The sequence below is a fragment of the Microbacterium shaanxiense genome, assembly GCF_054779995.1.
Genome location: NZ_BAAGXE010000006.1, coordinates 1 through 12,279, shown reverse-complemented (window position 1 = coordinate 12,279; position 12,279 = coordinate 1). Strand labels below are relative to the sequence as shown.

12 protein-coding genes are annotated in these 12,279 nt (G+C 67.3%); 2 read left to right on the top strand and 10 right to left on the bottom strand.

Annotated features, from left to right (window positions below; all coding sequences use genetic code 11):
- Together ACYVG2_RS17340 and ACYVG2_RS17335 are read right to left on the bottom strand one after the other, a co-directional pair.
- Positions 1-444, bottom strand: coding sequence for a type II toxin-antitoxin system VapC family toxin (locus ACYVG2_RS17340; protein WP_460782133.1), 444 nt, complete (start codon positions 442-444; stop codon positions 1-3).
- Positions 441-698: a type II toxin-antitoxin system Phd/YefM family antitoxin gene (locus ACYVG2_RS17335; protein ID WP_460782132.1), complete on the bottom strand. Its 258-nt coding sequence runs from the start codon at positions 696-698 to the stop codon at positions 441-443. Before ACYVG2_RS17335 ends, ACYVG2_RS17340 begins: the two co-directional genes overlap by 4 nt.
- A gap of 125 nt (positions 699-823) precedes the next feature.
- Between ACYVG2_RS17335 and ACYVG2_RS17330 the strand changes: the two genes are divergently transcribed.
- Positions 824-2,053 (top strand): MFS transporter, encoded by a 1,230-nt coding sequence (locus ACYVG2_RS17330; RefSeq protein WP_460782265.1) that lies wholly within the window; start codon positions 824-826, stop codon positions 2,051-2,053.
- Here the strand turns inward: ACYVG2_RS17330 and ACYVG2_RS17325 are convergent.
- The 6 genes from ACYVG2_RS17325 to rsmI all read right to left on the bottom strand — a co-directional run bounded on the left by ACYVG2_RS17325 (position 2,050) and on the right by rsmI (position 9,060).
- Positions 2,050-3,354 (bottom strand): hypothetical protein, encoded by a 1,305-nt coding sequence (locus ACYVG2_RS17325; protein WP_460782131.1) that lies wholly within the window; start codon positions 3,352-3,354, stop codon positions 2,050-2,052. The genes ACYVG2_RS17330 and ACYVG2_RS17325 overlap by 4 nt on opposite strands.
- A 41-nt stretch (positions 3,355-3,395) precedes the next feature.
- Positions 3,396-4,283, bottom strand: a complete 888-nt coding sequence (locus tag ACYVG2_RS17320; RefSeq protein WP_460782130.1) for a TatD family hydrolase — start codon at positions 4,281-4,283, stop codon at positions 3,396-3,398.
- Positions 4,280-5,857, bottom strand: a complete 1,578-nt coding sequence (metG, locus tag ACYVG2_RS17315; protein WP_460782129.1) for a methionine--tRNA ligase — start codon at positions 5,855-5,857, stop codon at positions 4,280-4,282. Before metG ends, ACYVG2_RS17320 begins: the two co-directional genes overlap by 4 nt.
- Before the next feature lie 10 nt (positions 5,858-5,867).
- Positions 5,868-6,506, bottom strand: a complete 639-nt coding sequence (locus ACYVG2_RS17310; protein ID WP_460782128.1) for a class I SAM-dependent methyltransferase — start codon at positions 6,504-6,506, stop codon at positions 5,868-5,870.
- Positions 6,507-6,538: 32 nt separating this feature from the next.
- Positions 6,539-8,074 (bottom strand): molybdopterin-dependent oxidoreductase, encoded by a 1,536-nt coding sequence (locus ACYVG2_RS17305; RefSeq protein WP_460782127.1) that lies wholly within the window; start codon positions 8,072-8,074, stop codon positions 6,539-6,541.
- A gap of 164 nt (positions 8,075-8,238) precedes the next feature.
- Complete coding sequence (gene rsmI / locus ACYVG2_RS17300; protein WP_460782126.1) at positions 8,239-9,060, bottom strand: 16S rRNA (cytidine(1402)-2'-O)-methyltransferase; 822 nt, start codon at positions 9,058-9,060, stop codon at positions 8,239-8,241.
- 40 nt (positions 9,061-9,100) lie between these two features.
- On the opposite strand from rsmI, the gene ACYVG2_RS17295 reads away from it, so the two are divergent.
- A complete protein-coding gene (locus tag ACYVG2_RS17295) occupies positions 9,101-10,651 on the top strand; it encodes a dolichyl-phosphate-mannose--protein mannosyltransferase (protein ID WP_460782125.1) in 1,551 nt (516 codons plus the stop codon).
- A 10-nt stretch (positions 10,652-10,661) separates the two neighbouring features.
- Here the strand turns inward: ACYVG2_RS17295 and ACYVG2_RS17290 are convergent, their stop codons facing one another.
- Both ACYVG2_RS17290 and ACYVG2_RS17285 read right to left on the bottom strand, forming a co-directional pair.
- Positions 10,662-11,399, bottom strand: a complete 738-nt coding sequence (locus tag ACYVG2_RS17290; RefSeq protein ID WP_460782124.1) for a phosphotransferase enzyme family protein — start codon at positions 11,397-11,399, stop codon at positions 10,662-10,664.
- A gap of 32 nt (positions 11,400-11,431) precedes the next feature.
- Positions 11,432-12,279 (bottom strand): HNH endonuclease signature motif containing protein (locus ACYVG2_RS17285; protein WP_460782123.1); only part of this gene is annotated, 848 nt, incomplete at its 5' end.

Sequence of the window (12,279 nt, the reverse complement as noted above, 5' to 3'; positions counted from 1 at the left end):
TCAGGAAGCAGGGTTGAGCGACCCGCTCGTGTCCACTGTCGTGAATCCCTCTTCGGATGCGGCCACGAGCAAGCGCTGATCGCCGGATGCGAAGACGACGTCTCTGGCACGGATCAGCGACGCTGTCGCCAGATGAACGGAGTCGTAGCCTCGAAGCCCCCGCGACACCGCCAGCCTGGCGGCGCGCTCGATCACGATGGTCGTCACGTCTATCAAGGTGGCGTCGAAGATGAGTCGAGATGCGGCCTCCTGCAGATACGGGTGATCATCATCTGCAACGCGGCCGATGCGGTTCCCCTGCGCGATCGCTGCAGCGGCTTCCGCAACGATCAGATGAGTACTCACCACGTCATCAGCATCACGCCAGACACGCGTCGACACTTCAGTGCCCGCTTCAGCGATCACCAGTGGCAGGAGGGCCGACGTGTCGAAATAGACGATCACTCGCGTTGCTCGGAGACGAGATCGCTCACCGGCCCATCGGTGATCAGTGGATGCGGCGTCGCACGGCGCCGATGTGCAGGCGGCATCGCAATGCCCTCATCGATCAGTCGTTGCAGCGCGGAGTCGCCTTCGGCAGGAAGGATCTGCGCGACGACAGTGCCGCGGTCGGTGATGACGATGCGCTCGCCATCACGAGCCGACTTCACATACGCGCTCAGATGCGCCTTGAGATCGCGGATTCCGATCTGCGCCATGCGAACCTCCGATCAATGTAGTCACAAGGATACCTCGATGTGACCACAGCCCGGCACTTCGCGGATACCCATGCCGGTAATGTGTTCGGGTGCCCTCGCTCGGAGAACTCGTCGCGCCCCGTCGCATGGGCCGCGACTTCCGTTGGCTGCTGGCGTCGTCATGGACGAGCAACGTCGGTGACGGCATCGCACTGGCAGCCGCTCCCCTGCTGATCGCGTCGATGACCTCGTCGCCGATCCTCGTGGCGGCCGGCGCGGTGCTGCAGTTCCTGCCGTGGCTGATCTTCGGTCTGCATGCCGGGGCCATCGCCGACCGCTTCGACAGACGGCGCCTGGTGATGTTCGCCAATGCCGCACGGGCGCTCGTGCTCGCCGGGTTGTGCGTGTTCCTGTTCACGGACACGGCGAACATCTGGATCGTGCTCGCCGCGGCGTTCCTGTACGGCACTGCGGAGGTGTTCGTCGACACCACGAGCAGCACCCTGCTGCCGATGCTCGTGAAGCCCGCAGATCTCGGCACCGGTAATGCGCGGCTGCAGGCGGGGTATCTCGTGGCGAACCAGTTCGCCGGGCCGCCGATCGGCGCGTTCCTGTTCGCCGCAGGTCACGCCCTGCCGTTCCTCGTCGAGGTCGTGTGCGTGCTGCTCGCGGTCGTGCTGATCTCGCGGATGGCGCGGACGCCGGTACCGCCGCGTGCGGCGTCGTTCGAGAAGCACTCCCCCGTCCACACCGACATCGCCGAGGGCGTGCGCTGGATGTGGCGCAATCCTCCTGTGCGGATGCTCGTGCTGATCATCCTCACCTTCAACATCACCTGGGCGGCTCCCTGGGGCGTACTCGTGCTCTATGCGACCGAGCATCTGCACATGGGCGCGGTCGGATACGGCGCTCTCACCACGGCATCCGCCGCCGGAGGCATCCTCGCGACCCTGACGTTCGGGTGGCTGGAGCGGCACGTGTCGTTCGCCACCCTCATGCGCATCGCGCTGTCGCTCGAGGTGCTCATGCACCTGGCGTTCGCGCTCACCAGTGTCGGCTGGATCGCGCTGGTGATCATGTTCGTGTTCGGCTCGTACGCGTTCGTCTGGGGCACCATCTCGACGACCGTGCGACAGCGCCTGGTGCCGCACGAACTGCAGGGCAGGGTCGCGTCGGTGAACATGGTCGGCGTGTTCGGCGGCATGGTGATCGGCCAGGCCCTCGGCGGCGTCATCGCCCAGGTCTGGGGCCTCACGGCACCATGGTGGTTCGCATTCGTCGGCGCGGCGATCACGCTGGCGCTGGTGTGGAAGCCGATCTCGCACATCGTGAACGCCAAGCTCGTGGTCGACGAGGCTGAGGATGCTGTGGACTAAGGCGTCGGGATGGTCGTGAGATCCGCGTGCCGCCACGCCGGTTCGTCGCCGTTGCCGGCATCCGCTGGGGTCTCGGTGAGGAGCACCCATCCACCCTCCTCGGCATCTGACGCGGCGAAGTATCCCCCTGCCGCGTCGGGTCCGAAGACTTCTTCCGAGGCGATGCATCGATACTCACGCAGCGAGCCGTACCCCAGCTCCTGCTCGACGTCCGGCTGCGACACCCAGACGCGTAAGGCACCGACGATCCGCGCCGCCTGCGCATCCGGCACTGTGTGGTCTACGAGAATCCGTCCGGGTGTCGACGAACCCTCACCTCCGTCGAAGTAGTACGGCGAACGGTGAACTTCGCAGACGATCGAATGCGTGAAGGTCCTCTGGTCCGATTCTCGTCGCCGACGCGGATAGGACCTGACCCGGTGAACGGTCACTCCTATCGCGATCAGTAACCAGATGAGCCCGCCGATGCAGATGAGCCAGAAGTCCCAATGCTCGGCCGCATCGAATCCGGCGGGGTCGCTGATCGTTCCGTAGGCCAGGATTCCGATAACGACGACGGGTATCAGCGCCAAGAAGAGAGGCGCGAGAAAGGCCTCGGCGTGCGGGAATCGTGACGGATCCGCCCAGCGCGAGACCTGCTGCACCGATTCCATGACAGGCACCGGACGCGGCCTGGTGATGTCGGCGGTCGTCCCACCGGACGCGGCCCATACCTCGACCGGGTCGCCTGGCCACGACGTACGCCGACCGGTGATCGGTTCGCTGTACCAAGTCGCGTCGTTGCGGAAGGGCATCACTCCGAAGAACGGGGATCCGCGCCGCGCCGGCCACACCTGTTGTTCCGCACCGCGTACGCGTACTCCGTCGAGGTTGTATCCGCTCCGGGGAACGTCATCGTGCGCTTCAGTGAGGAGGCAACGCCTGGCCGTGGTCCGAGGCTTTTCGAAGCCGTACACCTGCCATGCGGTGCCGTTGCGGAACCGGTGCACGTCGTCATCGTGGATGACGTCAGCCAGGAACTCCTGCCGCACAGCGCCGTCGGCATCGCGGTACTCGACGTCGATGAGCCACAAGTCCCCTGGCAACCGAGATGCGCGGCGACCGGCCCGCGGCCGCCTGCGGGGAGCGAGCCCTCTACCCACGACAGTCGCAGTGCGTGGGGTGCGGTCGAGGACGGGCAGTGGTTTGTCCGTGCTGCCGCCGCGGAAGAGAGTGAGGATGAACTCCCAGAAGACGCTGATGACCGCACCGGCGATGATCAGGACGATCCACCACCAATCCATCGGTGCGGTCGATTCCATGACCCCACTTTGGTGCAGAGGTCGTGCTCCCGATCACAGGATCAGTCGGCGAAGTCTCCGTAGACGCGGAGCGTGTTCTCGGCGATCTGAGCTGCGAGAGCGTCGACCGGCATGTCGAGTTCGACTGACATGAACCGCAGGGTGAGCGGGATCAGGTATGGGGCGTTCGGGCGGCCCCGTAGCGGCACGGGGGTGAGGAACGGGGCATCCGTCTCGACGAGGATGCGATCGAGTGGGGTGACCTGCAGTGCATCGCGCAGGTTCTGTGCGTTCTTGAACGTGACGTTCCCGGCGAACGACAGGTAGTACCCGGCATCCGCGCAGGTCCTGGCCATCGCGTCGTCACCGGAGAAGCAGTGGAAAACGGTGGTCTGTGGCGCCCCGACTCGCGAAAGGGTCTCAAGGACGGCATCGTGGGCATCGCGATCGTGAATCTGCATCGCGATCGAATGCTTCTTCGCGAGTGCGATGTGCGCCTCGAACGATTCGAACTGCGGTCCTCGTCGCTCTTCCTCGGTACGGAAGAAGTCCAGGCCGGTCTCGCCGATGGCCCGCGTGCGCGGGTGAGCCGCGAGCTCGTCGATCACACCGATCGCGTGGTCGAGCCGTCCGGCCTCCGCGTACACCGGCGCGTCGTTCGGGTGGATCGCCACGGCCGCGAGCACACGCGGATCGGATGCCGCGGCATCCACCGCCCAGCGGGACGACTCGACATCGCCCGACGCCTGCACGACGCCGGCGATGCCGACCGCCTCTGCCCTGTCGAGCTGCTCCTTCAACGAGAGAGGCTCGACGCCGTCGGTGATCTCCAAGTGCGCGTGGTTGTCGTACACCGCCACGGCCAGCGGCTCGGGAGCGGCGGGGTAACGGAGGTCCTTGCGGCCCTCCGTCGCCCGCTCCCGAACGTACTGGCTGGGGTTCTCGGTCAAGCCTGCGACTCCACGCGGGGGAACAGCGGGACGAGCGCGTGCACCGTCGTACCCGGCGCGAGCACGCCCCAGGCGCCGGATTCGCGGATCGGCTGCGACTGCAGGGATCCGAGGCCTTCGGCCGCGCCGAGGGCCGACCACAGCTTCTCGGTCGCCTGAGGCATCACCGGGGACAGGAGCACGGCGAGTGCCCGCAGTCCCTCCGCGCACGTGTACAGCACGGTGCCGAGTCGGTCGCGCTGGTCCTCGTCGCGGGCCAGCGCCCACGGCTCGTTCTCCGTGATGTAGCCGTTCAGCGCGTCGACGATGGTCCATATCGACGAGATCGCCTCGTCGATGCGGAACTGCTCCATCCACCCATCGGCTGCAGCCGCGGCATCCGCCACGATCTTCTGGATCGCGAGATCCTGCGCGGTGTACTCGGCGGCCTCCGGCACGACGCCCTCGAAGTACTTCTCGATCATCGCGATCGTGCGCGAAGCGAGGTTGCCGAATCCGTTCGCGAGCTCGGACTGGTAGCGCGCGGCGAGGTCCTCCCACGAGAAGGACCCGTCCTGTCCGAACGCGATCGCGGAGAGGAAGTAGTAGCGGTACGCGTCGGAGCCGAAGGCGTCGGTGATCTCGGTCGGCGCGATGCCGGTGAGCTTGGACTTCGACATCTTCTCGCCGCCGACGAGCAGCCAGCCGTGGGCGAAGACGCCCTTGGGCACGTCGACGCCGGCAGCCATCAGCAGCGCCGGCCAGATCACGGCGTGGAAGCGGAGGATGTCCTTGCCGACCACGTGATACGCGGGCCAGCGGCGGGCGAACGTCTCCTCGTCCGAGCCGTAGCCGACACCGGTCGCGTAATTGAGCAGGGCGTCGACCCACACGTAGATGACGTGCGACTCGTCCCACGGCAGCGGGATGCCCCAGTCGAAGGTGGAGCGCGAGATGGAGAGATCCTTCAGGCCCTGCGACACGAACGAGACGACCTCGTTGCGCGCGGAGTGCGGGCGCACGAAGTCGGGCTCGGTCTTGTAGAGCTCGAGCAGACGGTCCTGGAACTCGCTGAGCTTGAAGAAGTAGTTCTTCTCCTGCAGCAGTTCGAGGGGCTTGGAGTGGATCGCGCAGACCTTCAGGCCCTCGAAGGGTCCGGTGCCGTCGACGATCTCCGACTCTGGCTTGAACTCCTCGCAGCCGACGCAGTACAGCGCCTCGTACTCGCCGGCGTAGATGTAGCCCGCGTCGTACAGCCGCTGGAAGAACACCTGCACGTTCTTCTCGTGACGCTCCTGCGTGGTGCGGATGAAGTCGTCATTGGCGACGTCGAGGGTCTCCAGCAGCGGGAACCAGCTCTCGGTGACGAGCTTGTCGACCCATTCCTGCGGCGTGACGTTGTTGGCCGCGGCGGCACGGAGCATCTTCTGCCCGTGCTCGTCCGTGCCGGTCAGCATCCAGGTGTCATCACCCGACTGACGGTGCCAGCGCGCGAGCGTGTCCGTCGCCACCGAGGTGTACCCGTGACCGATGTGCGGTACATCGGAGGGGTAGTAGATGGGCGTGGTGATGTAGAAGGATTCGCCTGCGGGCATGCGGTCAATTCTAGGCGGGTATGCCGGTGTGGTTACGCGGGGCACTGGATGCTGTCAGCGCGCCGTGGGGCCGGTTGCTGATCTCGCCCGGCTCCCTTGTGCGTCGCTCGGTGGCGGTGACGACGAAGCCGGCGTCGCCGAGGAGTTCGGAGAGGGCATCGGCCGACCAGAAGTAGGCCGGCGCGACGGCGTGGGAGAACTGTTCGCGCGCACGGCCGTCGAAGTAGCCGATCAGAAGCGACCCTCCCGGCTCGAGCACACGGGCGAGCTCGGCCACGATCAGCGGAAGCTCGACGGGCGGGGTGTGGATCAGTGAGTACCAGGCGAGGATGCCGCCGAACGACGCGTCTTCGAACGGGAGATCGCGCAGCGTCGCCTGCTCGAACACCAGATGCGGCGAGCGGGTGCGCGCGGCGGCGAGGAACTGTGCTGCGATGTCCACGCCGACGACGTCGCGATGACCGTCGTGGAGGAACTCGGTCCACAGTCCAGGGCCGCATCCGGCATCCAGCATCCGTCCCTGCGACCGGTCGCGCCAACCGCCGATCAGGTCGCGGTCGGCGGGGTCCATCTGCGCGATCGAGCCCGCGATCTCGATGTATTCGGCGGCGCGGGCGTCATACGCGGCGGCGATCGCATCATCGGTCATGACGACGAGCCTAGGGTCAGCGCAGGGACCGCTCAGCGCACGGTCACGCTGATGCGATGCCAGCCCTGCGCGCCGTCCGGCGCCGGTGGCGCAGGCGTCGACGTCTGCGTCTCGCCGTCGCGGCTGAGGGCGCGGCATTCGATCTCGTGCGTGCCGGGCTCCGCCTTCCACGGCAGACTCCACTGCACCCAGGTGTCGTCGGAGATCGCCGTGGCCAGTTCCGCGCGCCGCCACGGCCCGCCGTCGATGCGCACCTCCACACCCTCGACGCCGACGTGCTGATGCCAAGCCATCCCGGCGATCACCGACGATCCGGATTCGACGTCGCGCCCGTCGCGGGGCACATCGATCCTGGACTGCAGCTTGATGGGTCCGCGCTCCGACCATCCACGCGTCGTCCAATAGGCGCTCGTCCTGTCGAAGCGGGTGACCTCGAGTTCGGTCACCCACTTCGTCGCCGACACGTACCCGTAGAGGCCCGGCACGACCAGTCGCACCGGGAAGCCGTGCGCGAGCGGGAGCGGCTCGCCGTTCATCCCGACCGCGAGAAGCGCATCGCGATCGTCGGTGAACGCCTCGAGCGGCGTCGATGCGGTGAATCCGTCGATCGAGGTCGAGAGCACCATGTCGGCGTCGGCTGACACGCCGGCCCGCGCGAGCAGCTCGCGCACCGGGTGACCGAGCCACCTCGCATTGCCGATGAGGTCGCCGCCGACGGTGTTGGACACGCACGCGAGGGTGATGTCGCTCTCCTGCATCGGCAGCTCGAGCAGCTCGTCCCAGGTGAGGACGACCTCCTGATCGACCATGCCGTGCACACGCAGGCTCCAATCAGCCGGATCGACCTGCGGCACCACCAGTGCCGTGTCGATGCGGTAGAACTCGCTGTTGGGAGTGACGAGCGGAGCCAGACCGTCGATCGCCAGTTCGGCGCCCGCCGGCACCGCCGGTGCAGTCGTCGCCGCAGAGGGCAGACGCACGGCGGCGCGAGCCGCCTCGACCGTGCGCACCGTCGCCCGAGCGAGGTTGCCGACGAGGAGCGCCGCCATGCCGAGCGCCGCGGTGGCGCCGGTCCACACCAGGAACTGCCGGCGATCCGGCCCCTCGGGCGATTCGTCTGCCGCCGTGATCGTCCGCTTCATGAGCACGTGCAGCGCGATGGCTCCCGCAGCTCCCGCCACCATCGAAGGCAGCGACGCGAGTGGATTCCCGTCCGACCGCATTGTCGCCACGACCGCTCCGACGATGCCGAAGGCGATGAAGGTCAGGGTTCCGGTGGAACGCCACCGGAGTTCGAGCAGGCCCGCGAGCGCGGCGAGTGCTCCGGCGACCACAGCGATGGCCGTGAGGAGTGCGACCTTGTCCGCCGTGCCGAACAGTGCGATCGCCAGGTCTTTCGCCCAGCTCGGCGCGATGTCGATCAGGCCGCCGCCGATCGCTGCGAACGGACTCGCGGACGGTGCGAGCAGGGATGCCGTCAGTTCACCGAGACCTGCGGCGAAGAGCACGGCGGCGACGCCCGCGGCAGCGGCGCGCCATCGGACTCCGGCCGCGGATTCTCGCCTCATTCGATGAGCTTACGCGCGGATGGGCTGCGCAGGCTCCGGCATGCCCTGTCGCCGTGCGAGGTGCGTACGCTTCGCTCGGAGAATTGCACTGCCTTCGGAGCGATTCGGGTGATTCTCTCCGAGCCGAGCGCACTTCTCCGAAAAACGTGCACGGCTCGCGTCGCTCATGGCTTCCGCGCGGCGAGGGCCTGCTGGTAGAGGTCGCGCGAGCTCAGTCCGGTCGCCGCAGCGACCTCCGCGCAGGCCTCCTTCAGCCGCATGCCCCCTGCGACGAGTGCCTGCACCTGGGCACCGGCATCCTCGGCCGACACATCCTGATGAGGGGCGCCCTCCACGACGACGACGATCTCACCCTTGACGCCGTTCTCGGCCCACTGCACGAGTTCGGCGACTGTGCCGCGGCGCACCTCTTCGTAGAACTTGGTCAGTTCGCGGCACACGGCGATGCGACGATCCGCACCGAACGCCTCTCCCATGTCAGAGAGAGTCGAGGCGAGGCGGGCCGGAGACTCGAAGAACACCATCGTGCGCTTCTCGCTCGCCACCGCGCGGAGGGCCGTGCGCCGCTCCCCCGGTTTGCGCGGCAGGAAGCCCTCGAACGTGAAGCGGTCGGTGGGCAATCCCGAGATCGCAAGCGCCATGAGCACCGCACTCGGCCCTGGAATCGCGGTGACCGTGACTCCCTGCGCGACGGCCTCGGCGACCAGGCCGTAACCGGGGTCGCTCACCGCCGGCATTCCGGCGTCGCTGACGACGACGATGTCCTGTTCTGCGGCGAGGGCCGCGAGCTCGGCAGCCAGATGCTTCTCGTTGTGATCGTGCAGAGCGACCAGACGGGGTCGATTCTCAATCTGCAGCGCACGGAGCAGGTGCGCCGTGGTGCGCGTGTCCTCCGCCGCCACGATCTCGGCGTTCTCGAGCACCTCGATGAGACGGCGGGACGCATCGCCGAGGTTTCCGATCGGAGTCGCGGCGAGGATGATCACACGATCAGCTTAGGCGGGCACTGCCGCTTAGGCTTGTGCCGTGACCGCGCCCGTGCCTCTGCTGCCTCCGCCTGAGGAGCGCCTGACCAGGTGGGGCCGGCTGCGCGATCGAGTGCTGTTGGATCCGGACGGCAATCGGCTCGTCCGCTTGCTCGCACCGCTCGTGGTCACGGCGCTCGCGGCGGTGCTGCGGCTGGCGAATCTGTCGCATCCGAATGTGCTCGCGTTCGATGAGACCTACTACGTCAAGGACGCGTGGTCGCTGTGGGTTCTCGGCTACGAGGGCACGTGGGGCGACGGGGCGAACGAGTCGTTCCTCAACGGCGACACGACGGCGTTGAGCGCAACGGGCAGCTTCGTGGTGCATCCTCCGCTGGGTAAGTGGATCATCGCGCTCGGCATGGGTGTCTTCGGTGCGGGCAACAGCGCGGCGTGGCGCCTGATGGTCGCTCTGATAGGTGCCGCGACGGTGCTGCTGGTGTACTTCGTCGCCAAGGAGCTGACACGATCGGTCGTCGCGGCGACCGTCGCGGCGCTGCTGCTCGCGATCGACGGACTCAGCATCGTGATGAGCCGTATCGCCCTGCTCGACGGCATCCTCACCTTCTTCATCCTGCTCGGGTTCCTGTTCATCCTGTACGACCGCCGGCGCAGCATCCCGAACGTGGAGAAAGCGGATCCGGATGCGCCGGACGCGCTCTGGGGCACGGTGATCTGGCGCCGCCCGTGGGTGATCGCGGCGGGTGTCGCGCTGGGCGCGGCATGCGCGGTGAAGTGGTCGGGACTCTATGCGTTGGCGGGCCTGGGCCTGTACCTCGTGGTCACGGATGCGCTGGCGCGCCGACGTGCCGGCGTGCTGTTCTGGCCGACGGATGCCGCGTTCCGACAGGGCGCGGTCTCGTTCGTGCTGCTGGTACCGGCGGCGCTGCTCACCTACCTGATCACCTGGACGGGCTGGCTGGTGACGACCGGCGGCTACGACCGGCACGCGTCCGAGAACCCTTTGGCCGCGCTGTGGAAGTATCACGAGTCGATGTACGGGTTCCACGTCGGTCTCAGCAGCGGGCATCCGTACGCCAGTCCGGCGTGGCAGTGGCCGTTCCTCATCCGTCCGACGGCGGTCTGGGTCGGCGACGATCAGACCTGCGGCACCGATCACTGCATCTCGGTGGTGTCATCGGTTCCGAATCCGCTGATCTGGTACGCCGGCGTCGCCGCTGCGGTCTTCCTGCTCTACCGGTTCGTGCGCGGGCTGGTGCAGCGCGCACCGATGCCGTGGACGTATGCGATCCCGCTGGTCGGTCTGGCCGTCACATATGTGCCGTGGTTGCTGTACCCGGAGCGCACGATCTTCCAGTTCTACACAGTGGTGATGATGCCGTTCCTGGTGCTCGCGCTCGTGCTCGCGCTGCGCGAGTTGGCCGGGCGGCGGGACCAGCCGCTTCATCGACGGCAGGCGGGAGAGCGCACCGTAGTCGTGTTCCTCGCGGTCACGGTGCTGGTCTCGGCGTTCTACTATCCGGTGTGGACGGGCATGAACGTGCCGTACGAGTTCTGGCTCATCCACAACTGGATGCCGACCTGGGTGTAGTCCGCCGCTCTCACGTCAGTCGGTCGCGCAGCCGGACGGCGTCGCGCTCGTACATCTCCGCGTGCGCCGCGAGCTCGGGCCTGGCCATGGATCCGGCCCGCGAGTGCTCAGCGAGCGCGTCGAGTCGAGCGGCCATGATCGTCCACAGCGCGTCAGCCGATGCGTCGGTGCCGTACGCCGACAACAGCATCGCCAGTCGTTCAGGTTCGGCCTCCCGAACGTCTGCCGGCGCTTCCGCATCTTCCACGTAGGGCACCAGCCGGTACGCCAGATAGGCGAGGTCCCACAGACGCGGACCGGGAGCCGCCATGTCGAAGTCGATGACTCCGACGAGCTCCTTGTGCTCGAACACGAGGTTGTACGGCGCGAAGTCGTTATGGCACACCACTTCCATCGGCTCGCGCGACGGCATCCGCCACCCGCTCGCACGGTGGACGCTCTCGGCGCCGGCATCGTGGATGCGTCGGAGGAGCTGTGCGGCGCTCACCAGGATGCGGTCATCCCACAGCCACTTCGGCAGCGGATAGTGCGCAACCTCACCTTCGATGAAGGAAAGCCGTTCGCGGCCGTCAGCCGTGATGCCGAGAACCCGTGGGACACCCTCGACGCCCGCGGAGTGAAGCTCTTGCAGAAACGCGTGGACGTTCATCGTCCATGCCCCCGTCGGCCGTCGAACCTCTCCGTCGACCAGTGTCACTTCGTTCGTGTTTCCGCCCGCGAGCTCGGTCTCCGGCGTCTCCTCGCTCATGACTCGATGCTAGACGCGGATGCTGGCGCTCCTCATCCGGGGACGGGTTGTCGGTGGTGGGGGCTTCGGGTGGGATGCCATCTCTGGTGGCGGTCCCACCATGCGGGGCCGCGGACTTCGGGGACACCGTGGTTCATGCGGATCACCCACTCGGTCAGGTGCAGGGTGCGGTGATGGAACCAGCACAGCAATACCCCGTTGTCCGTATGCGTCGGCCCGCCCGCGGCGTGCTCTTGGACGTGGTGCACCTCGCACCAGGTCGCGGGGATCGTGCACCCCGGGATCACACACCCACCATCGCGGATCGTGATCGCGCGGCGTTGCAGGCCGTTGAAGATGCGCCCGCTGGTCCCGATCGACACGATCCGGCCGTTCTCGTCGAACAGGATCCGCTGGATCCCGCCCGCGCACCCGGTCTGCAACGCCGCCGCCAACGGGACCAGGTCACCGGTGTGCCCGATCCGCGCCCACCCGTACCCCGCCGTGAGATCCGCGGCGGTCGCCGAGACCGTGAGCGTGGGCGCCGCACCACCTAGATGCGGGAACAAGTCCGTGCGGGCGGCGGTGTTCAGGATCGTGGCGAGAGCGTCGTGGAGCTTCTGCCCACGGGTCCGGATATCCGTGACAGCCGTATCCGTATCCGACCGGTCTGCGGGATCCGTGTCTTCGGACGGCTCGAACCGCACACCACCCGCACTCGTGGCTCCGCCGTCCTGGTCGGGTTCGTCGGCGCCGTTGACCTTCGGGTTCAGGAGGCTGTCGATCAGCAGGGCAAGTTGCGCGGCGACCTCGGGCAGCAGACTCCCCCGCACCGGCGCCGCACCATCCTTGACCTTCCCGATCGAGAAGTACCGCCCCCGCATCGCCGCCTCTTCCGCCG